Source organism: Deltaproteobacteria bacterium RBG_16_64_85, from assembly GCA_001798885.1.
GTDB lineage: Bacteria > Desulfobacterota > Deferrimicrobia > Deferrimicrobiales > Deferrimicrobiaceae > FEB-35.
The window spans coordinates 1-22,423 of record MGQW01000070.1 but is presented as its reverse complement, the minus strand read 5'-3'; the positions used below and the strand labels follow the sequence as shown (position 1 = coordinate 22,423).

Below are 22,423 nucleotides of genomic sequence, written 5' to 3'. Positions count from 1 at the left end.
TAAGAACGTCCCCGTTTTTGTCACTGATCGTTGATTTCCTCATCTTTGTCGTAAGTCCAACAATAATGTCCTGGCCCCCAAGACGGCGGGCCGCTTTGCCCGCGCCTTCTCCCGTCGTGTCTTTCCCCAAGTCTATCAAGGACTCCCGGGCGACACGCCTCCTTGAAATCTGCAGATGGCACGCTCCCTGCTCTCCTCTCTGCCGACAACCATTTTTCCCCCGAGGGAGGAACCGATGAAGGTCAAAGCTCTCCACCGCGGAATTCTCCGAATCGTGTTTTCGACAGCGCTTTCGTGCGCCGTCTCCGTCGGGACGGCCCATTCGACACCGTCCACCCAGATCTGGATCCCGTCCACCGATATCCAGCCGTACAAGACGTTCCACCTGAACCTCGATACTTTCATCCGCTCGGGGAAGGAGTCCCCCGGCAACCTGACCGGCGCCGTTCCCGGCCAGAACCTTCCTCCGGTGTATGTCTTCGGTCCCACCGCCGGCGTGTCTCCCTTCGAGAAGATCCATGCCGAAGTGGGGTTCGACCTGATCTACGGCGGCGCGAACACCGGCTTCGGCCTCGACAAGTACCCCGTCTACGGGCACTTCAAGATCGGCATGCCGGAGGACAACACCTGGATCCCGGCGATCGCGGTCGGCATGTACAACATCGGGACCAAGTCCGGCGACGCCCGCAAGGGGGAACTCGCCACGAACCAGGACATCGCCTATGGTCTCGTCGCGAAAAATCTCCCCGTCGTTGGACGTCTATCTGCGGGCGGCTACATCGGCAACAAGAAGGTGCTCGTTACGGACCAGGTGGACGCGAGCGGCAAGTTCAAGTCGGACGAAAAGGGCGTGCTGCTGTCCTGGGACCGCACGGTCAGCGAGATCTCCGACAAGCTGTGGCTCGGCGTGGATTACATGGGCGGCAAGAACCTGAACGGCGCATTCAGTTTCGGCGCCTCCTGGGCGTTCGCCAAGAACGTGAGCGTGATCTTCGGCTACGACATCTGGAACAACAAGAAGGTCGCGGGGGAGAACACCTTCACCGTGCAGGTCGACATCAACTTCCCGTAACACCGATTCCCATGTCCTGCCCTATGGGCGGACCCGAGACCCCCATCCCCCTTTCTCGCGGCTTTACCGCTCGCCGGAGGGATGCCCTTACCGTATACTTTGAGGATGGCGCTGAAGCGGCCCATCCCCGTTTCCCTTTTCTTCACCTGCCTTGCGGATGCATTCTTTCCCCGCGTCTGCTTCGCCACCGTCTCCGTCCTGGAGCGTTTCGGTGCGGAAGTTCGCGTCCCCCTGTCGCAGACCTGCTGCGGCCAGCCCGCGTTCAACTCCGGAAACCGGAAGGAAGCGCGGAAGATGGCGCGGAAGTTCCTGTCGGCTTTCGCAGGCGAGGGATACATCGTCACCCCCTCCGGCTCCTGCGCGGCGATGGTCAAGAACGAGTACCCGGCCCTGTTCCGGGACGAACCGAGGATGCTCTCCCTCGCCATCCAGGCCGGGGAGCGGATCTACGAGCTGTCCCAGTTCCTCGTCGAGGTGCTGGGCGTGGCAGACCCGCGTTCGTCGTTCCGGGGGAAAGTGACCTACCACGACTCCTGCCACCTGAGGCGGGGGCTCGGGGTGACGGAGGCGCCGCGGAAACTTCTCCGCGCCATACCTGGCGTCACGCTCGTGGAGATGAAAGAAAGCGACCGGTGCTGCGGGTTCGGCGGGGTCTTCTCGATCAAGTACCCCCACATTTCCTGCAGGATGGTCGACGACAAGATCGAGCGGATCCTGGCGACGGGAGCGCAGATCGTCACCTCCGGGGACATCGGATGCCTGATGAACATCGGGGGGATGATCTCCCGCTACGGCTATCCCGTGCAGCCCGTCCACCTGGCGGAGATCCTGGCCGGGGACATCGAGGTTCCGGGCTGATGGAACCGCGGTCGCGCTCCTTCTACCGGAACTCCGAGAAGGCGCTGGCCAACGCCACGCTGCAGGACGCCATCTCCCGCACGACGGAGAAGTTCCTCGGGCATCGGGCGGATTCCATCGCCGCCTTCCCCGATTTCGAGGCCGTCCGGCACGAGGGCTCCCGGATCAAGCAGGAAACCCTCGAACGGCTCGACCACTACCTCGCTCTTTTCATCGCGGAGGCGGAAAAACGCGGCGCCGTCGTTCACGTGGCGCGGGACGCGGCCGAGGCGAGGGAAATCGCGGTCGGGATCGCCCGGAAGGAGGAAATCACCCTCGCCGTCAAGTCGAAGTCGATGGTCGCCGAGGAGGTCGAATTGAACGGCGCCCTCGAGGCGGCGGGCGTGGAGGTCGTGGAGTCGGACCTCGGGGAGTTCATCATCCAGCTGGCCGGCGAGCCGCCCTCCCATCTCATCGCCCCGGCGGTCCACAAGACGCGGGAGCAGGTCGCCCGGCTCTTCGAGCAGAAGCTGGGCGTGCCGTACACCGAACGGATCCCGGAGCTCGTGCAGATCGCCCGCAAACATCTCCGCGCGAAATTTCTCGCCGCCGGGATGGGGATCAGCGGCGCGAACTTCCTGTGCGCCGAGAGCGGCTCCATCGTCCTGGTGACGAACGAGGGGAACGGGCGGATGGGGACGATCCTCCCGCGCGTCCACCTCGCCGTGGCGAGCATCGAGAAGGTCATCCCGAGGCTCGCGGACCTGGCGGTCTTCCTGCGCCTGCTCCCTCGCAGCGCGACCGGTCAGGTAATCTCCACGTATGTCTCCGTGCTGACCGGCACGAAGCGGCCCGGTGACCCCGAAGGGCCGGATAAGCTCCACATCCTCCTCGTGGACAACGGCCGGACCGCCATCCTCCAGGGGAAGTACCGCGAGATCCTCAAGTGCATCCGGTGCGCAGCCTGCCTCAACATCTGCCCCGTCTACCAGAGCGTGGGAGGACACGCCTACGGGTGGGTCTACCCCGGCCCGATGGGATCGGTGCTGACGCCCCTGCTTGCCGGGCTGGCGGAAGGAGCCCCTCTCCCCAATGCCAGCACCCTGTGCGGAGCCTGCGCGGAGGTGTGCCCGGTCAAAATCCCCCTCCCCGAACTCCTGGTGGAGCTGCGGGCGGACGAACGGAGTCAGGGGTTGAAGAATCCCGCCGAGGTCCTCGGGATGAAGGCTTTCGCCGCCGTGATGAACCGCGCGGGGATCCTGGAGGCGCTGGAACGGGTCATCGGCGTCCTTTCCCAGATCTTCTGCAAGGAGGGAAAGGTGACCTGGCTCCCGTTCAAGTTCTCGGGCTGGACCGACAAGAGGGATTTCCCCTCCCCGGGTCCGCAGCCGTTCCGCAGACTCTGGAAGAAGCAGCGAGGCATCCGCCCATGGAACCGTTAGATAAAAAAGAAGAGCTGATCCGGCGGATCGCCGTGGCGCTCCGCGGTCACGAGGGTGCGAAAGCCGCCCCCCGTCCTCCGGCGAGCTCGCCAGGAACGGGCGGCGAGTCGGACCGGATCGCGAGGTTCCGGGAACGGTTCGAGGAGCAGGGCGGCAATTTCCTCGTTGCCGCTTCCCTGGAGGCGCTGCTTCCGGCTCTCGGCGAGATGCTTCGCCTGTCCGGGGTCACCGTTCTCTTTTTCCCCCCGGATGACGCGGGGGCCCGTCAGGTGACGGAGGCTCTCGTGCCGTTCGGCCCTTTCTCGCTTGCTTCACCCGCCGAAGTCCGGCACCCGTCGCCGCACCCGGCGGCGGGCGTGCAGACCGCCGAGTTCGCCATCGCCGAAACGGGCTCGATCATACAGACCAGCAGGGGGGGGAAAACGCTTCTGCCAGGGCTGCTCGCCGACGTCCACGTCGCCCTTCTTTCTCCGGCGGCCTTCGTGGACCGGATGGAAGAGTGCCTCGCAACCCTCGCGGAGGACCCTCCCCGCAACCTCTCCTTCCTCTCCGGCCCCAGCCGGTCCGCCGACATCGAGCAGACCCTCACCATCGGCGCGCACGGCCCGAAGAAAATGATTGTGGTGGTTTTCTAACCCTACCAGCCCATCGCCCGCAGGAAGAAGAGCCAGCCCGAGATCGTGAAGGCGGAAGCCGCCGTGGAGACGATGACGATCGTCCCGGCGAGTTCGGGATCCCCCTTGAGCTGCGACGCCATCACGTAGGTGACGACGGCCGTAGGGCAACCCAGCATGATCGCCCCGATCCGCAGGTCGTCCCCCGCAAGCCCCAACCACCGGTACGCGGCGATCCCGATCCCCGTGAGCAGGACGATCTTCATCACCGACGCCGTCGCCGCCAGGCGGAAGCCCGACCGGGCGCGTTGGAACGAGAAGGATCCCCCCAGGCACAGCAGCGACAGCGGGAGGGTGGCCGCGGACAGGATCGACAGGGTTTTCCCGAAAAACCCCGTCAACGGGAGCTTGAAGAGGCTCCACGCGATCCCCAGGAAGCAGGAAAGGATGATCGGATTGGTGGTGATCTGCCGTGCGATGTGCCGGGCGCTCTTCCATCCCCCGTTTCTTTTCCCTTCCTCGTGGGGCAGCAGGAGCGCCAGGATCGCGAGGGCGTTGAGGAGAGGGACGATGAATCCCAGGAAGATCCCCGCTTTCCGCAGGCCCTCGCCGCCCACCGCGTTGAAGACGATCGGCAGCCCGACGTAGGCGAGGTTTGCCCGGAACGACCCCTGGATGAATGCGCCGCGCTCTCCCGGGGAGAGTCCCAGGCGGCGTGAAATCGGGAACGCCAGGAGGAAAACCGCCGCGGTGGCGACGTAGCCGCCGGCCACGAGCGGCCCGTTGAACGCCTGCCGGAAGTTCGACGTCCCGATCTCGTAGAACAGCAGCGCGGGGAGCAGGAGGTAATAGACAAGGGCGTTCGCCGTCCGGACGAACGGCTCGTCGATGAACCGGTACCTCCGCGCCGCCGCCCCGATGGCGATCACGAGGAACACCGGGAATACCGATTGCAGGATGTCCATGACCTTTGCGAAGCTCCATAAAAAAGGGCGACCCGAGAGAAACGGGGCCGCCCGCTGTAAAGGTCCGGGCTTCGTGGGGGACCGCCCGACGCAGGGTTATTTCTTGCCGTGCTCCGAAGCGAGGAATTCCACGATCTTGGCCGCGTCCGCGTCGGAGATCCAGCCCGCCTTCTTCCCCTGCATCTCCTTTACGATCGCCGTCCACTTTTCCTTCGATTCCTGGCGGGCGGCTGCCCGATCCATCCCGTGGCAGACGCCGCACTTCTGATCGAACAGCGTCTTCCCCTCCGCCGCCGCGGACACCGCCGGGGGCGGGGCCGCGGGCTTGGGCGCCTCGGACTTGGAGCACCCCGCCGCAAAAACCACGAGGAACAGGACGAGTACCGACGCTACGCAGCCGCGCATCCGCATCTGAAACTCCCTCCATGGAAATGTAAAATTCGCTTTATCTTACCTCCCCCTGCCGGGGGACACAACCGTTTCCGTGTATAATCGGTGGTCATGATCCGCGTTCGCATCCCGCAGAAGAAGAAGGAGCTGGAAGTCCCCGGGCCCAGGCGGGTTGGAGAGATCCTGGCCGCAGCGGGGATCCGCCCGACGACGGTGATCGTGACGCAGGGGAAGAGGCTGCTCACCAGGGACCAGCGCGTCGAGGACGGCGAAACGATCGACGTCCTCTCTGTGGTATCGGGAGGGTAGCCCTCCGTGAAGTGCAAGCGATGCCGGAAGGCCGAGGCCGCGGTCGACCTGCCGAGCCACAACTCCGCCTTCTGCCCGGACTGCTTCTTCCTGTTCTTCCGAAGGCAGGTCTCGGAAGGGATCCGCAAGCTCTCGCTCCTGTCCCCGGAGGACCGGATACTGGTCTGCGTCTCCGGAGGGAAGGACAGCCTCGTGCTGTGGGATGTCCTGATGGAGCTGGGCTATCCGACGGAGGGGCTCTACATCGACCTGGGAATCGAGGGGTACTCCGACCGGTCCCGCGAGAAGGTGCTGGCCTACGCCGGCGCCCGCGGGAAGGAGCCGATCGTGGTGGACCTGCGCGCGGAGGGAATCCCGATTCCCGAAGCGGCGAAACGGGCGCGCAAGGAAGAGTGCTCGGTCTGCGGTACGGTGAAGCGGTACTTCTTCAACCGGATCGCGGCCCGGCGGGGCTTCACGGTCGTCGCCACGGGGCACAACCTCGACGACGAGGCGGCGCGGCTGCTCGGGAACCTGCTCCACTGGGATCGCGACCACCTCTCCCGCCAGCACCCCTTGCTCCCCGAGGTTGCCGAGGGGCTCGTGCGGAAGGTCAAGCCGCTGTGGCGGGTGAGCGAGATGGAGACGGCGGCGTACGGCTTCCTGAAGGGGATCGACTACGTGACCGAGGAGTGCCCTTTGAGCTTCGACGCCACCTCGCTCATCTACAAGGAAGCGCTCTCCATGATCGAGGAGAAGATGCCGGGAACCCGCCGTCGCTTCTACCAGGGATTCCTCGACAAAAACAGGGGCGTTCTTCAAAACTCCGACGACAAAAACAGGGACGTTCTTGAAAACTCTGTTCCCGGCCTGTGCGCGACTTGCGGTGCGCCAACGTTCGCGGAAGTCTGCGGATTCTGCCGGCTGAAGGAGATGGTCAGCCAGGGGCGGGATCGGAAAAGGAGCGCGCAGTGAACGGACGCAGTCCCAAAGGCCTCCTGCGGGCAGGGGAGGACATCGTCCTGGTCGACCCGAAGGGCGAGGAGCACCTGCTTACCCTGACGCCGGGGAAACCTTTCGGGACGCACAAGGGAAACATCCTTCATGACGACATCATCGGCAAGCCGGACGGGAGCCGTGTGTGGACGGCACGGGGGACCGGGTACCGCGTATTCCGGCCTACCTTCAACCAGTACATCCTCAACCTGAAGCGGCACGCGCAGATCATCTACCCCAAGGATATCGGGCCGATCCTGCTGTGGGCGGACATCTTCCCGGGCGCGATTGTTATCGAGGCAGGCATCGGATGGGGAGCGCTGACGATCAAGCTGCTGGAGGCGGTTGGGCACACGGGACACATCGTCTCCTATGAGATCCGGGAGGACTTCGCGGAGAGCGGGAAGAAGACCGTGTCGCGCTTCCTGGGGGATTGCCCGAATCTCGAGGTCAAGGTTCGCGACATCTACCAGGGAATCGAGGAAAGGAACGTGGACCGGATCGTCCTTGACCTGCCGGAGCCGTGGCGCGTTGTGCCGCACGCCCACGAAGCGCTCGTTCCGGGAGGGATCCTTCTTTCCTATCTCCCTTCCACGCTGCAGGTCAAGCAGATGGTCGACGCGGTCGCCGAGCAGGGTTCCTTTACCGAGCCGGAAGTTTTCGAGGTGATCCACCGCCCCTGGCACGTCAAGGGCCAGTCCGTCCGCCCCGTCCAGTGGATGTTCTCCCACTCGGCGTTCATCATCGTAAGCCGAAAAATTACTTAAACCCAGGGACGTTCTTAAACTTTTTAATCCCTGCCCCTGGTCAAGATCGATCTGTTCGCGTCGGCATGGTCCATCGCCTTCAAGAGGTATAAACCTCCCGCTCCGGTGATCCCCAGCCATTCGCAGACGGATTGCCGAGTCATCCCCTTTTCCATGACACATCTTTTCAGGATCTCTCTCCGTGCGAGGGAGGATAAGCGGTCACGCCGACCGTCCAATATCCGGTCTTGGGACACCGCAAATTTGCAGGACACTTTACTGACGATGTCTAAAAATGTCCGATGCGAGCCATCCGTATCCCCTGCCGGGGAATTTTCAATCGACGCACCACGAATTTCCTTCGCCTGCGTTACTGCTTCCTCGAACGAGAACTCTCCAGAGCGAGTGCATCGGCCTTCCTCAAGAAAAGCAAGGTAGATATCCACGCCCGGCAAATATTCCGATGTAAAAAATTCCCGAATGAATTGATATTCTTCCCATGGCAACCTGCCGGATGCCATGATTTCATAATGTCCCGTCCACGGATATCGGGACAGCGTTTCCACCGACGATACCAAGCCCGAACGCACCGGATTCAGGTGTATATACCGGATCAGCTCCAGCAGATAACGCTCCGTGTCGATCACGGAAGATTTATATCGATTCTGAAAAAGATGACCCACCCTCTCATATTTTCGATTGAAGTAGAGCGAGTATCCCGACATCAGGCACCGCATGAAATCGACAAGATTCCCTGTTCTGCTGTGATAGAGAAGGTGGAAGTGATTCGGCATGAAAGCCCATGCCAGACAACAAGCGTTGAAGCGGGTTAAATTGCCGAGAATCCTTCGGCGCAGCCCCTCCCTGTCGTTACGATCCAGAAAGATGTCCCTTTTCTCGATTCCCCTTGCGTACACATGATGAAACGCGCCTGGGAAATCGATACGCGGTCGCCTTGCCATACCGGCAAGGGAAGCAATGAGCACGCCATTTGAAAATTGGTATCGGTGGAATTGAGCGATTAAAAAGTTTAAGAACGTCCCTTTGCTTTTGAGACTAGTCGTCTTCGGCCGGCCCCCTCTTTCTTCTTCCCTCCCTTTGGACCCCTTTTTCCTCGTTCCTCCTCTGCGCCGCCTTTCCCCTTAGCCCGAATTTCTGACGGGTTCCCTCATTCTCAAGAGTGTCCGTCTCTACGGTTGAACGGCCGGCAGCATTCGAATCTGGAGCGGCCGGAGTGGTTCGGAGAACCTCCGCAGTAGCGGGCGTAGCGTTGTCCGGCGCGGAGGATTTCTCCATGAGGGGCGCCGGCTCGTTCCCGGCGGTGGGGATAGCGCCGACGGCCTTTCGTGAAGCAGGCCCCTCCTCCATCGTCGAATTGCCGGTCTGTTCAGCAGGCGAAAAGTACCAGTAGGAACCGTAGGCAATCAGGCAAAAAAAGGCGCATCCCACCAGCGACGCATATATAGTTTCTCTTTTCATGGCGGCTCCTTACGGGGTTAACGATCGGCCCCCCGGAAGTAGTCGAACGTGCGGGAAAGACCGACCGGAAAGGCAACATTCGGGGTATATCCTAACAGATTTTTTGCAAGGGAGATGTCGGCGAGGGAGTCGCGGACGTCGCCGGGCCGCGACGACTCGAATGTCGGGGTCACCCGGCGCGCCGCCAGCCCGTAGACAATCTCCAGGATGTCGATGAGCGAGACTCTCTCCCCGCAGGCGATGTTGAAAACCTTGCCGCACGCCGCCTTGGGCGCATTGCAGGCCAAAAGGTTCGCCTCCACAACGTTGTCGATGTACGTGAAGTCGCGCGTCTGAAGACCGTCTCCGTATACCGTGGGGACCTTGCCGGAGAGGACGCACATGATGAATCTCGGGATGACCGCCGCGTACATCGACTCCGGATCCTGCCGTGGGCCAAATATGTTGAAGTAGCGCAGCGAGACCGTCTCCAGGCCGTAAACCTCGTAGAAGATCCGCATGTAGTGCTCGCCTGCGAGTTTCTGCGCTGCGTAGGGGCTCTTCGGATTGGGCGTCATCGACTCTCGCTTGGGAAGTTCAGGGGTGTCGCCGTACACAGAAGAGGAAGCGGCAAACACGACCCGGCGGACACCGGCGTCCCGAGCCGCGATCAGCAGATTGACCGTGCCCCCCACGTTGATCTCGTTGGAAAGGGCGGGGTCCGCGACCGAGCGAGGCACCGAGGGAAGCGCCCCCTGGTGGAGGATATACTCGACGCCATCCGCGGCCTTGCGCATCGTCGTAAGTTCCCGGAGATCGCCTTCGATCAATTCGAAGGCACCGCCGAACGTTTCAGTAAACCCGGCGATGTTCTTTCGCTTCCCGGTGAGGAAGTTATCTAGAATTCGCACTTTATGCCCAGCTGATAAAAGGGCTTCCGCCAGATTCGACCCGATGAACCCCGCGCCGCCGGTCACAAGGTAGACCATCCGCCCTCCAAAAAGTTAGGGACGTTCTTAAAACTTTTAATCCCTGCCAATTACGTTAAGGGACAGTATTAAAAAGTTTAAGAACGTCCCCGGGTGAAAGTTTTGCGGGTTAAAGTTTGATGACCTTGTTGCCGTTGCGGCCCTTGAGGGCGTTGCGGGTATCTACGACGATCTTCGACTCCCGCAGGATCATCCCGTAATTGAAAAGGTCGTGGTCGGTCACCACTACCGCGCAGTCGGCTTTTTTGAGCGCGGTTACCGTAAGCTTGTCCGCCTTCAACCGGATTCCCGGCTCGTCCAGGCGTGGGACGTACGGGTCGCAATACGACAGCTCGGCCCCCCTGTTTGCCAGGAACTGGATGATATCGAGCGCTGGAGATTCCCGCACATCGCTGATGTTTTTTTTGTAGGCTACGCCCAGTATGAGGATCTTCGCCCCATTTACGGATTTCTTGAACCGATTCAACGCCTCAACGACCTTGTCGACGACAAAGTGCGGCATTTGGCGGTTGATCACGCCCGCAAGCTCGATGAATCGCGATTCGAATCCGAACTGCTTGGCTTTCCAGGACAGATAGAAGGGATCGAGCGGAATGCAATGCCCCCCGATCCCCGGCCCCGGGTAAAACGGAATAAACCCGAACGGCTTGGTCTTGGCAGCGTCGATAACTTCCCATACATCGATTCCCATCCGGTCACACATGATGGCGATTTCATTCACCAATGCGATATTGACCGAGCGGAAGGTGTTTTCCAGGAGCTTGGTCATTTCCGCCACGCGGGCCTTCGAAACCGGATGGACTTTTTCCAGCACTCCGGTGTAGAGCGCAGCCGCCACCGCCGTACATCCTGGCGTCACCCCCCCGACCACCTTGGGGATGTTCCGCGTCGTGAACCTCGGGTTCCCGGGGTCCACACGCTCCGGCGAGAAGGCCAGGAAGATATCCCGACCAACCTTCCACCCCTTCGCCTCGAAGATCGGGGCGAGAACTTCCTCGGTAGTACCCGGATACGTGGTGCTCTCCAGGACGATCAGCATGTCCTTGTGCATGTATTTCGCGACCTGCTCGGCCGCGTTGACGACGTAGGAAAGGTCGGGGTCCCTCGTCTTGTTGAGTGGGGTGGGGACGCAGATGTTGACCGTGTCCGTTTCGGCAAGCGCCGAAAAATCGGAGGTTACCCGAAACAGCCCGGCTCTCACGGCTTCACGTACGGACGCGGAGGATACGTCCTTGATGTAGGAATTTCCCGCGCGGATCATCCGGATCTTCTCCCCGTCCAGATCGATTCCGATCACCGGAATGCCGGCCCTTGTATATTCCATCGCCAGGGGAAGACCCACATACCCAAGGCCGATCACGGCGGCCGTGAATTTTTTCTTCTTCAGACGCGAGAGAAAATCCCCATGAGCGTTCGAATCGGGCATGAAACGAACCTCCTCGTCATTCATAATAAAAAACGCCCACGTGGACGGGAGGACCCGGCCCCCTGTGGGTACGTAGATATAAATGTATCGGAAATTAAGCGGATTTCAACTTTTTAATCGCTGTGATCATCTCCGGCACCGCCTTGAAGAGGTCGGCCACCAGCCCGTAGTCGGCCACCTGGAAGATCGGCGCCTCCTCGTCCTTGTTGATCGCCACGATCACCTTGGAGTCCTTCATCCCCGCCAGGTGCTGGATGGCCCCGGAGATCCCCAGCGCAATGTAGAGCTCGGGTGCCACGATCTTGCCCGTCTGCCCCACCTGCCAGTCGTTGGGCGCCCACCCCGCGTCGACCGCCGCGCGCGATGCTCCGATCGCCGCGTGGAACAGGTCGGCGAGATCCTCGACCAACTTGAAATTCTCCTGCGCCTTGATCCCGCGACCCGCGGAGACGACCACCCGGGCATCGGTCAGCTCCGGCCGCTCGGATTTGGTCTCCTGGCGGGACACGAAGGCGCTCCCGCCCGCGTCGACCGACACGGAAACTTTTTCCACCGGCGCCTTTGCCCCGGCCGCCGGAGCCGGGTCGAATGCCGTCTGCCGCACGGTGAAGAGCAGCGGGCTCCCGGAAAGCTCCACCGTCGCGATCGCGTTCCCTGCGTACAACGGGCGTTGGACGCGGAGCTTGTCCCCGTCCTTCGTCAGCCCGACGATGTCGCTGGCCAGCGGGGCGTCCAAAAGCCCCGACAGGCGCGGCATGAAGTCCTTTCCGAACGTGGACGCCGGGGCGAACACCGCGCCGTACCCCTTTTCCTTGACCACCTGGGCCACTGCGGGCGCATAGGCCACCGCGAGGTATTTCCCGACCGCCGCACTCTCCCCCAGCAGCACCTTGCGCACGCCGTATCCCGCCACCGTGTCCGACACCGCGGCAACGCCGTCCCCCAAGACAAGGGCATCGACCTCTCCGCCGGCCAGGCCGGCATACGTCTTTGCCGCCGTGATCGTCGCCAGGGTGGTTTTCTTGAAAGCCCCTTCCTGGTGCTCCACCACGACCAGGATGTCCGCCATCTCCCTTATCCTCCTGAATAACTTAACATCGGGGACGTTCTTAAACTTTCCATCCCCATATGGGGCATTCTCCATTAAAAAGTTTAAGAACGTCCCTGCCGTAAAGTTATAGAACTTTGGCTTCGTTCGAAAGCAAGGCGACCAGCTCGGCGACGTCGGCCACCTTCCTCCCGCCGGCCCGCTCCCTGGGCGGGGCGAGGAAGAGCACGCGAACCCTCGGCGACGCGTCAACACCCAGCGAGGCGCCGGGGATCACCTTGAGCTCCTTCTTCTTCGCCTTCATGATCCCGGGGAGCGACGCGTAGCGGGGCTCGTTCAGCCGCAGGTCGGTCGTCACCACACAGGGGAGGGGCACCTCGATGGTCTCGATCCCTCCGTCCGTCTCCCTTCCCACGCGAGCTTTCTTGTTTCCCTCGAGGAACTCCACCTTGGAGGCAAACGTGGCCTGGGGCCAGTTCAACAAGGCGGCAAGGATCTGGCCGACCTGGTTGTTGTCGTCATCGACCGCCTGCTTGCCCATGAGGACCAGGTCCGGCTTTTCCTGCTCGATGGCCTTGGCCATGTACTTCGCCACAGCGAGGCTGTCCAGCCCCATCGAAGTCTCCACCAGGATCGCCCGGTCGGCGCCCATCGCCAGCGCGGTGCGCATCTGCTGCTCGCCCTCCTTGGGCCCGACCGTGAGGATCGCCACTTCGCCGCCCTGCTTCTCCTTGATCCGAAGCGCTTCCTCCACCGCGATCTCGCAGAACGGGTTGATCACCATCTTGATGTTGTCGAGGTTGATCCCGCTCCCGTCCGGCCGGATCTTCACCTTCTCGTCCGGGTTGGGGACGGGCTTGATCGCCACCAGAATCTTCACGCCGCACCTCCGGGACAAGTGAGTACTACGGTCTCTAAAAACAGGGGAATGATACCGGATAGCCTTGGGGGAATCAACAAAAAAATGAATGGCTATTCAGTCAGTAAAAACGGGAGCAGGTGGGGTAGAAAAGCGGCGAGCAGGGCGCCCATGCCGCCGCCAGCGGCGTCAGAGAGCCAGTCGAAGAACGTCATCGACCGCCCCGGAATCCAATACTGGTGGATCTCGTCCACGGCACCGACGAGGGCGACGACGAACAGGGCGGTCAGGGCCGCCCCTCTTGCCGGTCTGCCGGACTCCCTCCGCCAAAGGGCGCAGAGGAACCCCATCACGCCGTAGATGCCGAAGTGGGCGACCTTGTCGGCATACGCGAAAGGAACCTCGAACCGCGGGTTGGGGATGGAGGTCAGCAGAAACGTAACCGCCACCCACAGGATGAGCAGCGTAAAATAGATCTGTCTTCTCGCCATAAGGTTAAGGAACGTCCAGGTTCTCAGGTTCGGCCCTGCTTGGAGTACCATTGATCGTAGAACTTGAGGTACTCGCCGGACCGCACCGAGCGCAACCACTCCTCGTTCTCCAGGTACCACCGGACGGTTTCGCGCAGCCCTTCCTCGAACGGTACCTGGGGGGCAATCCCCATCTCCCGGCGGACCTTCATATCGTCGATTGCGTACCGGCGGTCGTGCCCGGGACGGTCGGGGACGAACTTCATGAGCGACTCCGGCTTTCCCAGAAAGGAAAAAAGCATCTTCGTGATCTCGATGTTGGTCCGCTCGTTCCCTCCGCCGATGTTGTAGATCTCCCCCGGCCGCCCGCGCAGGAGCACCGCATCGATCGCCCGGGAGTGGTCGTCGACATGGATCCAGTCGCGCACATTCATCCCGTCCCCGTACACCGGAACCGGCTTGTTCTCCCGCAGAAGGGTTATGAAGAACGGGATGAGTTTCTCCGGGAACTGGTACGGCCCGTAATTGTTCGAGCAGCGGGTCACGATCGCCGGGACGCCGTACGTCTTGAACCAGGCGCGGACGAGAAGGTCCCCCGCCGTCTTGCTGGCCGCATAGGGGGAATTCGGGCGGAGAGGCGACTCCTCGGTGAATTTCCCCTCCGAGCCCAGGGAACCGTATACCTCGTCGGTGGAGATCTGCACGTAGCGGGCGATGCCCTGCCGGCGGGCCGCCTCCAGCAGCACCTGCGTTCCAAGAACGTTCGTCTTCAGGAACAGGGAGGGATCGTTGATGCTGCGGTCCACGTGGGTTTCCGCGGCGAAGTTGACGATCGCGTCGGGCCGTTCGGCGGCGACGATCTCCCCGATGCGAGGCGCATCGCAGATGTCGGCGCGGACGAAGCCGTACCGGTCATCCCCTTCAAGGTCTTTCAGGTTCGCCAGGTTCCCAGCGTAGGTGAGCTTGTCGACGTTGACGACCTGCCAGTCCGCGTGAGCGGCGAGGAGGTACCGGATGAAGTTCGAGCCGATGAAGCCCGCTCCCCCCGCGACCAGCAGCTTCACGCCGTTTTCCTTCATCCGTCCTTCCGCTCCCAGGAATAAGGGATGTCGTTCACATGGGGATCCACGCGGTACTCGTCCGGTTCCTTGTAATTGTAGGACTCCGTAGTCACGTTGATCAGCAGCGACTCCTCCGCCCCGATCGCTTTGAACCCGTGATAGACCAGCGGCGGGATCCGGAGCAGGATCGGCCGGTGTTCGCCCAGGAAGAACTCGTTCACCTCCCCCTTTGTCGGGGAGCCGTCCCGGGAATCGTAGAGCACCACCTTCATCATCCCCTTGACCACGCAGAAGTGGTCGTGCTGGACTTTGTGGTAGTGCCAGGCTTTGACTACGCCCGGGTAGCCCGTTGTGAGGTAAACCTGGCCGAATTTCTTGAAGATATCGTCGTCCGCCCGGAGGATCTCCATCAGCCGTCCGCGCTCGTCCGGGATCACCTTGAGCTGCTTGATCACGACGCCGTCGATCATTACGCGCTCCTTTGAACCAGTACGTTACTTTTACCCAGGGACGTTCTTAAACTTTTTAATCCCGTCCCTGTCCTGAAAAGTTGAACAACGTCCCCTGGTCTTTACGTTTCGCCATCCGGATTAAAAAGTTTAAGAACGTCCCTAGACTTTCGCGTGGGATTCGACCGCCCGGCGGCCGATGGAGTGGTACAGGAACCCGCGCTCCTTCATTTTCTTCGCCTCGTATACATTGCGCCCGTCGAAGATGACCGGCTGCCGCATCAGGTTCTTCATCAGCCCGAAGTCGGGCTTGCGGAACTCGTTCCACTCGGTGACGACGAGGAGGACGTCCGCCCCCTGGAGCGCTCCGTAGGAGGACTCTCCGTACTCGATCCGGTCCCCGTACCGCTGCCTGGCCCCCTCCATCGCCTCCGGGTCGAAGACGACGACCGAAGCCTTCCCCTTGAGCAGCTCGTCCAGAATATAGAAGACCGGCGCTTCCCGGGTATCGTCCGTGTTCGGCTTGAACGCGATTCCCCACACCGCCACGCGCAGCCCCTCGAGCTTCCCCTTGAAGTGCTCCTCCACCTTCCGGAAGAACCGCTTGCGCTGCTCCTGGTTGATGTCCTCCACCGACTGGAGGATCGTCAGCGGCGACCCGGCGTCCTGCGCGGTCCGCAGCAGCGCCTTGACGTCCTTGGGCAGGCAGGACCCCCCGTACCCCAGCCCGGGGAAGAGGAACTTGTGGCCGATCCGCGAATCCGAGCCGATCCCCTGCCGCACCTTGTCGATGTCGGCCTCCACCGCCTCGCAGAAGTTGGCCAGGTCGTTCATATAGGAAATCTTCATCGCCAGGAAGGCGTTCGCCGCGTACTTGGTCACCTCGGCGCTCTTCTCGTCCATCACGATAACCGGGTTCCCCGCGGGGATGAACGGCTCGTAGAGGTCCTGCAGGATGGAAATCGCCCGTTCGCTGCGGCTGCCGATCACCACGCGCTCGGGGCGCAGGAAATCCTCGACCGCGTACCCTTCCCGCAGGAACTCCGGGTTGGAGACCACGTCGTACTCCAGCTTCGCGTCCATGTGCCTGCGGATCGCCGCATCGACCCTCTCGCTCGTACCCACCGGCACGGTGCTCTTGTCGACGATCACCTTGTAGCCGGCCCCGGGATTGCCCGCGAGGATCTTCCCGATGTCGTCGGCCACCTGGAGGACGTACTTCAGGTCCGCCGATCCGTCCTCCCCCGGCGGGGTCGGAAGGCACAGGAACACCACCTGCGACCGCAGGACCGCCGCCACCAGGTCCCCGGAGAACTTGATCCGGCCTTTCTTCAGGTTCCGCTGGTAGATCTCCTCCAGTCCGGGTTCGTAGATCGTCACCTGGCCCGACGTCAGTTTCTCCACGACTTTCGGGTTGTTGTCCACGCAGTGGACGTCGTTCCCCCGCTCCGCGAGGCATACGCCCGTCACCAGCCCCACGTAACCGGTACCTATGATCGCAACGTTCATCTCCCGGCCTCCGGGTCGATAGGATCGTAAACTTCATTAAGATACCGGAATATGGCCGTCCTGTGAATACCGCCTCGCCGCCGGTGGAAATGGGTATCGAAAGGAATCGCCTCCCATTATGATGAAATCTTCAGGCCAGCCGCAGGTTCCAGGGGGGGCGCTCCATGAAAAATCGGGCAAGGGCGATCGTCTTTCTGGCGATGATCCTTATCCCGTCCGCCGCGCTTGCGCAAGACGCGAGCGTCACGATCCTGGGGGCGGTGCGCCGGCCCGGAACCTACACGTTCAGCAAAGGGGAACGACTCTCCTCGCTGCTCGTGCGGGCCGGAGGGATCGCCGAAAACGCCTGGCCAGGCGGCGCGGTTCTTTCCCGGGAATCGACCATGGGCCAAAAAGAAAGGCTTCTCCGTGATCTGATTTCCAGGATCGAGCGCGAGGTCTTCGCAAAACCGGGGGAGGAAGAGCAGAAACGGGAGTTCATCGAGACCCTCGCGAAGCTCAGGCCCGGGAGGCTGGTTCCCGTCCGGCTGGCCCATCCCCGGCTGCTGAAAGGAAGCGAAGACGACCTTCCCCTCGAGGAAGGAGACGCGCTCTACGTGCCGTCGAAAACCGACATCGTCACGGTCATCGGCGCGGTGAAGATGCCCGGCACCGGCTCCCCTTGTCCCCCGAAAACGGATCCCGAGGATTGCATCCGGAGGGCCGGAGGATTTTCGGAAAACGCCGACCGTGAGCACGTGTACCGCCTCAAGGCGGACGGGACCGTTCACCCCCTGTCACGGAAATGGATCCGTTGGAACCCCAAGGAGTCCCGGTGGGAGATCCCCGCCTTTCGGGAGTCGGCGCCAACGGTCGAGCCCGGAGATACGGTCGTTGTCCCGAGGAAACCGGTCCGTTCAACCTGGGCGCGCGCCATCAGGGACCTTCCTCAACTGCTGATGGAGATCCATGCCCTGACCGGCGTCCGGGTCGATCCGCAATGACCCGGACTGCCTGCCCCGGGCCGCGCAGCCTGGCGCTCCCGCTTCTTCTCCTGTGCCTTTTCTGCATGACGGTACCGCCCGCCATCGCAGGCGACGAGCCTTTCACCTTCCCCTCGAATCTCGGCCTCACCGGCCTCCTGGAGACGCCGACGGCAAGGCTAATGAAGGAGAACCGGTATCGCGTGGGCGCCAGCCAGGTGCACCCCTACCGGACCTATTTCGGAACGATCGGTCTCTTCGAGCGGCTGGAAGTGAACGGAAGGATCACGGAGGTCCTTGGAATCCCGGGCCTCAACAACGCCCCGGCGTACGGCAACTTCAAGGACAAGGCCATCGACATCAAGCTGCAATTCTTACGGGAAGGGAAATACACCCCCGCCCTGGCGATGGCGATCCTGGACCCGCACGGCACGCGCGTGTACGCTTCCCAGGTCCTGGTGGCCAGCAAGCAGATCTACCCGTTCGATTTCTCCGTGGGGCTGGGCAACGGCCGTCTCGGCAGGAAACCGCTCCCCGAGCAGGGAGAAGGATTCGGGATCGAGTTGTTCACCAGGCCGAAAGGCTGGTGGAAGGACGCCCAGGTATTCGGCGGCATCCAGTTCGCTCCGTCGGAGAAGTTCGCCCTCCTGGCGGAATACAGTCCCATCCGATACGACAAGCAGACTTCGGATCCCGCGCAGGCGAAATATTTCAACGATCCCGTTCCCTCGCGGTTCAATTTCGGGCTCCGCTGGAAACCGACCCGCTGGTCCGAGATCGACGCGAGCTACCAGAGAGGCAACCAGATCGGCGTCGGCGCCTCCGTGGCTTTCGACATGGGAAAGCCCTTCATCCCGATCTACGACCCGCCTTACCGGGAGCAGCCTTCGCTGCGCGGGAACCCCGTCACCGACCGCATCACCTTGGGGCTCCGCGAGTCCGGCTTCAGCGACATCGGGGTGGAGGCCGACGGGATCACCCTGCGGGTCGAGGCGCAAAACGACAGGTACTATTTCAACGCGCGGGCCGTGGAGGTCATCCTCAACATTCTCGCCGAACGGATGCCCGAGAACGTCGATTACGTCCGCATCCTGGTCAAGGAGAACGGAATCCCCATGGTGGAGTTCGTTACGACCGCGAACGGACTCTCGGGCTTCTACGCAGGGGAGATCCGTCGGGACCGCTTCCTCGAGTTCTCCACGTTCAAGACGGAGGAAGGCAATACCCGCATCAAGGATACCACGCACCGGCGGTGGTTTGATTACGGGCTCAAGCCCTCTCTCGAGACGTTCCTGAACGACCCCTCAGGTTTTTTCAAGTACCGTTTAGGTCTCTCCGGCTGGCTCACCGCGCAGCCGTGGAAGGGGGGATCCGCGATCCTCGGTGTGGAAGGCTATCCGGTCAACACGGTCTCCACCGCCAACGCTCCCCTTTCCATCCCGGTCCGCAGCGACATTGCCGATTACAAGAAGGAAGAAATCGCCCTCGGAAGGCTGATGTTCGAGCAGATCCTGAAGACGCAGGACCCGCTGTACGGAAGATTTTCGGCGGGGCTGCTCGAGGTCGAATACGCGGGCCTCGACGGCGAGGTGGCGATGCCCATGTTCCGCGGGCGCATCCTCGCGGGCGTGAGCGGCAGCGCGGTACGGAAACGGGACCCGGGCGATCCGTTCAAGCTGAAAGGGGACGAACGCTTCCACACCACCTTCGTAAACACGCGGCTCAACCTGCCCGAGCATGATGTCATCGTCGACGTCAAGGCGGGAAGGTTCCTGGCCGGGGACAAGGGGGCGAAGGTCACCCTGTCGAAGTTCGTCAACGGCGTGGTCCTCTCGGCCTGGTACAGCTTCACCGGCACCTCGATCTTCAGCGACCCTTACAACCGGGGGTACCATGAGAAGGGGATCTCGGTGGACATTCCCATCCGGCTATTCACCGGCCACGATTCGAAGACCGTCTACCGCTATGCGCTCTCGTCGTGGACACGGGACGTCGCGCAGGATGTGGACCATTACCGGACGCTGTTCGACGTCATCGGCCGGAACGTCGGGGTTTGCCTTGACAAAGACAAGGAAAATCTGTATAAGGCTAGAAGGTAACCAATTAACTTCAAAGGAGATTTTCATGAAAGCCGGAAAAGGCAAAATCTCCTTGAAAATCATCATCTCCATCCTGTCGATCGCCTCTTTCCTCACCGTCGCCCAGGGCGCCGCGATGACCGCTTTCGCCGCGGAATGGGAACTCTGGCCGAAAGGGAAGGGTCAGGCCACCGAAACCGGCAAGCCGGCATCGCCGGAAGCCATCGCGGCGGCGAAAGAGGGAGAAAAGGCAGGCAGCAGCGTGTTCGAAGGCGTGGATGCGGGCACCATCGGCTGGGCAGCCGCGATCGGCGCCGGAGCCATCGCGATCGGCATCGCTGCGGGAGGCGGCGGGGGGAGCTCATCCAAGCACTGAACCGCCGGCCGCGCTTCAATAAATTTTCGTTGGTTCGATCATCTTCCTATCGTTCCTTTTATCTCATACAGCTCGTTTGGTTCGCCCTGTGCCTTCTTGCAATCGCTCCCCCGGTTGCGCTTGCCGACGACCCCGACCGAACGCTGGGCGACATTCTTTCCTCCGCGGAATCCTGCTTCGAAGCGATGAAGACCAAGGACTACCAAGGGATCTGGAAAACGCTCTCGGCAGCCTCCAGGAATACCATTGTCGACGAGACGCGAAAATCGATCACCAGGGCCGGCGGCATGGAGGTCCCGAAAGAGGAGGTGCGCCGAGACTTCGACGAAGGAGGCCCCATCGCAAGGGGGTACTGGTACGGCTTCCTGCTACAGTTCAATCCCGACCTCATCCTTGAGCAAAGCCGGTGGGAAAAGGGGCCGATCGGCAGCGACCGCGCGGAGATCCTCATCACTTACAAGAAGGCGGAAAAACCGGCGATTCTAAAACTTTTCCGGGAAGACGGCGGATGGAAGGTGGGGCTGGTCGAGACCTTCTGGGGGAGGAAGTGACGCTACGCCGACTTTTTCAGCAGATCCACGATGTACTTGTTCAAGCTTATGCGTTTGCGCGCAGCGGCCAGAGCCAGCTTGCGGTGGAGCTCGGGACCAATGCGAACGTTGAAGCTGCCTTTTAGCGGTCTTTCGGGCTCAATCCCCCGCTTCCCGCAAATCTCCAGGTAGTCATCGACCGCCTCCTCAAACGCTGCCCGTAGTGAACGCACATCGGTGCCTTCATAACTTACAAGAGCCCGGATGAACTCGACCTTTCCGTAAAAAATCCGGTCCTCATCGTTGTAGCACACGGAACCGAAATATCCCTTATGGGTCATCATGTCTTTCATATCAGCCCCTCCCCCCTCAGAACTTCCTCCACCTGCTCTATCTGGTAACGTTTAAGAACAGGAGACGGGTGGGGGCGATGCAGACTGATCGTCGGGTAATTCACGTGAACGAAACGGACACGCGATCCACCGGTTTTTCCGCTGCCGACCCTCGTATATCCGAATCCCTCCAGCATCGCCACCAGTTCCTTCCAGGTAAAGTCTTTCGGTTTGGAACGGAGCCGTTGAATGAGCATTCCACGTTTTGTCACTTGCCTATCCTAACCTGCTAACGGGAAATTAGCAACTAAATATAGTTGCTCCTCACCACTTGTCCCTCTTGGGAACGCACCGCGTTTATTGCGGCGGCTGGAAGGTGGGGCAGGAACGACCCTGTTTTTACGACAGCAGCAGCCCGAGGGGGATTGCCCACAGCCGGTCACCCAGGCGAACGGGCGTCGACCCGTTGTATCCCAGGATCCCCGCCACGCAATGAGGGGTGGTAGCGACGAACGTCTTCAGGCCCGCCAGGTCCTCCTTCTCCCATCGGGCCCCCGCCTTGACCTCGACGGCGAGGCACCGGTTTCCGGCCTCGATGACGAAATCGACCTCGTGCCGCCCCTGGATGCTCCAGAAGAACATCCCGGCCCGCGGCCAGGCGGACTGCAGGATGCCGGCGAGGTTCTGCGCCACGTACGTTTCCACCATCGCGCCCTTGCGCGGATCGTCCGCCGTGAGTGCCTCGATCCCGGCGAGGAAACAGGCGAGACCGGAGTCGGACAGATAGAACTTCGGAGACTTGATCAGCCGTGCGGAAGGATTCTTCAGGAACGGAGCCACGCGAAAGAAGACACAGGAAGCCTCCATCACGGAGAGGTAGCCGGAAACGGTTGTCGCCTTGAGACGCGCATCTCTCCCCATCTCGCCGATCCTCAGGACGCCGCCCGTCCGAAGAGCCGCAATGTGCAGAAGCCCGCGGAACGGGATGATGTCCCCGATTCGGCCCAGGTCGCGGATGTCCCGCTCCAGGTAGGTCTGCTCATACCCCTTGAACCAGCCGGCCCTGTCCTTCAGGCCGCCGAGGCAAACGGGCGGCATCCCCCCTGTTGCGATGTCGTCGGTCGGGATGGGCAAGACCTCGCCCAAACCCGCGATCGACGGCTCTTCGAAGAATCTCCTGATGAATGGCGGCTCCGATGTCCTTCCGTTCAGCTCCCGCCGTGTGAAGGGGTGCATGGTGAAATAGGCCGCCCGTCCCGCCAGGCTTTCGGAGATGTTTTTCATCAGGAGGAAGTTGGCGGAACCGGAGACGAGGAAACGGCCGGGAACCCTGTTGCGATCGACGGCTCGCTTCATGGCGATGAAAAGTTCCGGGCACCGTTGCGCCTCGTCGATCGTGATCGGTTCTTCCGTGGCGACGAACCCGTCAGGGTCTTCTTTCGCCGCCGCCAACTGGGCAAAATCGTCAAGAGTGACGTATCTTCTGCCCTGAAGTTCAGTCTGTTGCCGTAGGAACGTGCTTTTCC

26 protein-coding genes are annotated in these 22,423 nt (G+C 61.7%); 11 read left to right on the top strand and 15 right to left on the bottom strand.

The window, feature by feature from the left end; translation table 11 throughout:
* Nucleotides 1–235: 235 nt before the first annotated feature.
* From A2Z13_04585 to A2Z13_04570, 4 genes are all read left to right on the top strand, one after another.
* Nucleotides 236–1,072, top strand: coding sequence for a hypothetical protein (locus A2Z13_04585; GenBank protein ID OGP77178.1), 837 nt, complete (start codon nucleotides 236–238; stop codon nucleotides 1,070–1,072).
* A 105-nt stretch (nucleotides 1,073–1,177) separates the two neighbouring features.
* Nucleotides 1,178–1,930, top strand: coding sequence for a Fe-S oxidoreductase (locus A2Z13_04580; protein OGP77177.1), 753 nt, complete (start codon nucleotides 1,178–1,180; stop codon nucleotides 1,928–1,930).
* Complete coding sequence (locus A2Z13_04575; protein OGP77176.1) at nucleotides 1,930–3,351, top strand: iron-sulfur cluster-binding protein; 1,422 nt, start codon at nucleotides 1,930–1,932, stop codon at nucleotides 3,349–3,351. Before A2Z13_04580 ends, A2Z13_04575 begins: the two co-directional genes overlap by 1 nt.
* Nucleotides 3,339–3,986: a hypothetical protein gene (locus A2Z13_04570; GenBank protein OGP77175.1), complete on the top strand. Its 648-nt coding sequence runs from the start codon at nucleotides 3,339–3,341 to the stop codon at nucleotides 3,984–3,986. Before A2Z13_04575 ends, A2Z13_04570 begins: the two co-directional genes overlap by 13 nt.
* 2 nt (nucleotides 3,987–3,988) lie before the next feature.
* On the opposite strand, the gene A2Z13_04565 is transcribed toward A2Z13_04570, so the two are convergent.
* Nucleotides 3,989–4,930, bottom strand: coding sequence for a hypothetical protein (locus A2Z13_04565; protein OGP77174.1), 942 nt, complete (start codon nucleotides 4,928–4,930; stop codon nucleotides 3,989–3,991).
* A gap of 96 nt (nucleotides 4,931–5,026) precedes the next feature.
* The gene (locus tag A2Z13_04560; protein OGP77173.1) at nucleotides 5,027–5,341 is read right to left on the bottom strand and encodes a hypothetical protein; all 315 of its coding nucleotides are present in this window, start codon (nucleotides 5,339–5,341) and stop codon (nucleotides 5,027–5,029) included.
* A 90-nt stretch (nucleotides 5,342–5,431) separates the two neighbouring features.
* Here A2Z13_04560 and A2Z13_04555 point away from each other — a divergent pair, with 90 nt between their 5' ends.
* Genes A2Z13_04555 through A2Z13_04545 form a run of 3 tightly spaced genes read left to right on the top strand, consistent with a single transcriptional unit; the run spans nucleotide 5,432 to nucleotide 7,371 of the window.
* Entirely contained in the window at nucleotides 5,432–5,629 is a 198-nt protein-coding gene (locus tag A2Z13_04555; GenBank protein ID OGP77172.1) for a hypothetical protein, read from the top strand.
* Between the two features lie 6 nt (nucleotides 5,630–5,635).
* Nucleotides 5,636–6,583, top strand: coding sequence for a hypothetical protein (locus A2Z13_04550; GenBank protein ID OGP77171.1), 948 nt, complete (start codon nucleotides 5,636–5,638; stop codon nucleotides 6,581–6,583).
* A 23-nt stretch (nucleotides 6,584–6,606) separates the two neighbouring features.
* Nucleotides 6,607–7,371 carry a hypothetical protein gene (locus A2Z13_04545; GenBank protein ID OGP77180.1) on the top strand — a complete coding sequence of 255 codons (765 nt, stop codon included), beginning with the start codon at nucleotides 6,607–6,609 and terminating at the stop codon, nucleotides 7,369–7,371.
* A 23-nt stretch (nucleotides 7,372–7,394) separates the two neighbouring features.
* Here A2Z13_04545 and A2Z13_04540 read toward each other — a convergent pair whose 3' ends face one another.
* From A2Z13_04540 to A2Z13_04495, 10 genes are all read right to left on the bottom strand, one after another.
* Nucleotides 7,395–8,267 carry a hypothetical protein gene (locus A2Z13_04540; protein ID OGP77170.1) on the bottom strand — a complete coding sequence of 291 codons (873 nt, stop codon included), beginning with the start codon at nucleotides 8,265–8,267 and terminating at the stop codon, nucleotides 7,395–7,397.
* Between the two features lie 139 nt (nucleotides 8,268–8,406).
* The gene (locus tag A2Z13_04535; protein OGP77169.1) at nucleotides 8,407–8,829 is read right to left on the bottom strand and encodes a hypothetical protein; all 423 of its coding nucleotides are present in this window, start codon (nucleotides 8,827–8,829) and stop codon (nucleotides 8,407–8,409) included.
* A gap of 17 nt (nucleotides 8,830–8,846) precedes the next feature.
* Complete coding sequence (locus A2Z13_04530; GenBank protein ID OGP77168.1) at nucleotides 8,847–9,797, bottom strand: Vi polysaccharide biosynthesis protein VipB/TviC; 951 nt, start codon at nucleotides 9,795–9,797, stop codon at nucleotides 8,847–8,849.
* Between the two features lie 109 nt (nucleotides 9,798–9,906).
* Nucleotides 9,907–11,223: a UDP-N-acetyl-D-glucosamine dehydrogenase gene (locus A2Z13_04525; protein OGP77167.1), complete on the bottom strand. Its 1,317-nt coding sequence runs from the start codon at nucleotides 11,221–11,223 to the stop codon at nucleotides 9,907–9,909.
* A 94-nt stretch (nucleotides 11,224–11,317) separates the two neighbouring features.
* Nucleotides 11,318–12,292: an electron transfer flavoprotein subunit beta gene (locus A2Z13_04520; protein OGP77166.1), complete on the bottom strand. Its 975-nt coding sequence runs from the start codon at nucleotides 12,290–12,292 to the stop codon at nucleotides 11,318–11,320.
* A 106-nt stretch (nucleotides 12,293–12,398) separates the two neighbouring features.
* Complete coding sequence (locus A2Z13_04515) at nucleotides 12,399–13,151, bottom strand: electron transfer flavoprotein subunit beta (GenBank protein ID OGP77165.1); 753 nt, start codon at nucleotides 13,149–13,151, stop codon at nucleotides 12,399–12,401.
* A gap of 92 nt (nucleotides 13,152–13,243) precedes the next feature.
* Nucleotides 13,244–13,621 (bottom strand): hypothetical protein, encoded by a 378-nt coding sequence (locus tag A2Z13_04510; GenBank protein ID OGP77164.1) that lies wholly within the window; start codon nucleotides 13,619–13,621, stop codon nucleotides 13,244–13,246.
* Between the two features lie 23 nt (nucleotides 13,622–13,644).
* On the bottom strand, nucleotides 13,645–14,664 hold the full coding sequence (locus A2Z13_04505; GenBank protein OGP77179.1) for a dTDP-glucose 4,6-dehydratase: 1,020 nt from the start codon (nucleotides 14,662–14,664) through the stop codon (nucleotides 13,645–13,647).
* Between the two features lie 11 nt (nucleotides 14,665–14,675).
* On the bottom strand, nucleotides 14,676–15,131 hold the full coding sequence (locus tag A2Z13_04500; protein OGP77163.1) for a dTDP-4-dehydrorhamnose 3,5-epimerase: 456 nt from the start codon (nucleotides 15,129–15,131) through the stop codon (nucleotides 14,676–14,678).
* 141 nt (nucleotides 15,132–15,272) lie between these two features.
* A complete protein-coding gene (locus A2Z13_04495; protein ID OGP77162.1) occupies nucleotides 15,273–16,619 on the bottom strand; it encodes a UDP-glucose 6-dehydrogenase in 1,347 nt (448 codons plus the stop codon).
* 164 nt (nucleotides 16,620–16,783) lie between these two features.
* Here A2Z13_04495 and A2Z13_04490 point away from each other — a divergent pair, with 164 nt between their 5' ends.
* From A2Z13_04490 to A2Z13_04475, 4 genes are read left to right on the top strand one after another with little or no spacing between them, the layout of a single operon-like run.
* Complete coding sequence (locus A2Z13_04490) at nucleotides 16,784–17,602, top strand: hypothetical protein (protein OGP77161.1); 819 nt, start codon at nucleotides 16,784–16,786, stop codon at nucleotides 17,600–17,602.
* The gene (locus A2Z13_04485) at nucleotides 17,599–19,680 is read left to right on the top strand and encodes a hypothetical protein (protein ID OGP77160.1); all 2,082 of its coding nucleotides are present in this window, start codon (nucleotides 17,599–17,601) and stop codon (nucleotides 19,678–19,680) included. Before A2Z13_04490 ends, A2Z13_04485 begins: the two co-directional genes overlap by 4 nt.
* A gap of 25 nt (nucleotides 19,681–19,705) precedes the next feature.
* Nucleotides 19,706–20,035, top strand: coding sequence for a hypothetical protein (locus A2Z13_04480; protein OGP77159.1), 330 nt, complete (start codon nucleotides 19,706–19,708; stop codon nucleotides 20,033–20,035).
* Nucleotides 20,036–20,064: 29 nt separating this feature from the next.
* The gene (locus tag A2Z13_04475; GenBank protein ID OGP77158.1) at nucleotides 20,065–20,586 is read left to right on the top strand and encodes a hypothetical protein; all 522 of its coding nucleotides are present in this window, start codon (nucleotides 20,065–20,067) and stop codon (nucleotides 20,584–20,586) included.
* Nucleotides 20,587–20,588: 2 nt separating this feature from the next.
* Here the strand turns inward: A2Z13_04475 and A2Z13_04470 are convergent, their stop codons facing one another.
* The 3 genes from A2Z13_04470 to A2Z13_04460 form a co-directional block, all read right to left on the bottom strand.
* Nucleotides 20,589–20,918, bottom strand: a complete 330-nt coding sequence (locus tag A2Z13_04470; protein OGP77157.1) for an antitoxin HicB — start codon at nucleotides 20,916–20,918, stop codon at nucleotides 20,589–20,591.
* The gene (locus tag A2Z13_04465) at nucleotides 20,915–21,169 is read right to left on the bottom strand and encodes a hexulose-6-phosphate synthase (GenBank protein ID OGP77156.1); all 255 of its coding nucleotides are present in this window, start codon (nucleotides 21,167–21,169) and stop codon (nucleotides 20,915–20,917) included. The genes A2Z13_04470 and A2Z13_04465 overlap by 4 nt, the downstream gene beginning before the upstream one ends.
* A gap of 127 nt (nucleotides 21,170–21,296) precedes the next feature.
* Entirely contained in the window at nucleotides 21,297–22,349 is a 1,053-nt protein-coding gene (locus A2Z13_04460) for a hypothetical protein (protein ID OGP77155.1), read from the bottom strand.
* Nucleotides 22,350–22,423: the final 74 nt, after the last annotated feature.

Bases quoted from the DNA above. Each gene is read 5' to 3' on its own strand.
- A2Z13_04570 (OGP77175.1), top strand. From the start codon at position 3,339: ATGGAACCGTTAGATAAAAAAGAAGAGCTGATCCGGCGGATCGCCGTG.
- A2Z13_04485 (OGP77160.1), top strand. From the start codon at position 17,599: ATGACCCGGACTGCCTGCCCCGGGCCGCGCAGCCTGGCGCTCCCGCTT.
- A2Z13_04525 (OGP77167.1), bottom strand. From the start codon at position 11,223: ATGCCCGATTCGAACGCTCATGGGGATTTTCTCTCGCGTCTGAAGAAG.
- A2Z13_04575 (OGP77176.1), top strand. From the start codon at position 1,930: ATGGAACCGCGGTCGCGCTCCTTCTACCGGAACTCCGAGAAGGCGCTG.
- A2Z13_04560 (OGP77173.1), bottom strand. From the start codon at position 5,341: ATGCGGATGCGCGGCTGCGTAGCGTCGGTACTCGTCCTGTTCCTCGTG.
- A2Z13_04470 (OGP77157.1), bottom strand. From the start codon at position 20,918: ATGAAAGACATGATGACCCATAAGGGATATTTCGGTTCCGTGTGCTAC.
- A2Z13_04490 (OGP77161.1), top strand. From the start codon at position 16,784: ATGAAAAATCGGGCAAGGGCGATCGTCTTTCTGGCGATGATCCTTATC.
- A2Z13_04500 (OGP77163.1), bottom strand. From the start codon at position 15,131: ATGATCGACGGCGTCGTGATCAAGCAGCTCAAGGTGATCCCGGACGAG.
- A2Z13_04585 (OGP77178.1), top strand. From the start codon at position 236: ATGAAGGTCAAAGCTCTCCACCGCGGAATTCTCCGAATCGTGTTTTCG.
- A2Z13_04565 (OGP77174.1), bottom strand. From the start codon at position 4,930: ATGGACATCCTGCAATCGGTATTCCCGGTGTTCCTCGTGATCGCCATC.
- A2Z13_04510 (OGP77164.1), bottom strand. From the start codon at position 13,621: ATGGCGAGAAGACAGATCTATTTTACGCTGCTCATCCTGTGGGTGGCG.
- A2Z13_04580 (OGP77177.1), top strand. From the start codon at position 1,178: ATGGCGCTGAAGCGGCCCATCCCCGTTTCCCTTTTCTTCACCTGCCTT.
- A2Z13_04535 (OGP77169.1), bottom strand. From the start codon at position 8,829: ATGAAAAGAGAAACTATATATGCGTCGCTGGTGGGATGCGCCTTTTTT.
- A2Z13_04480 (OGP77159.1), top strand. From the start codon at position 19,706: ATGAAAGCCGGAAAAGGCAAAATCTCCTTGAAAATCATCATCTCCATC.
- A2Z13_04520 (OGP77166.1), bottom strand. From the start codon at position 12,292: ATGGCGGACATCCTGGTCGTGGTGGAGCACCAGGAAGGGGCTTTCAAG.
- A2Z13_04555 (OGP77172.1), top strand. From the start codon at position 5,432: ATGATCCGCGTTCGCATCCCGCAGAAGAAGAAGGAGCTGGAAGTCCCC.
- A2Z13_04530 (OGP77168.1), bottom strand. From the start codon at position 9,797: ATGGTCTACCTTGTGACCGGCGGCGCGGGGTTCATCGGGTCGAATCTG.
- A2Z13_04495 (OGP77162.1), bottom strand. From the start codon at position 16,619: ATGAACGTTGCGATCATAGGTACCGGTTACGTGGGGCTGGTGACGGGC.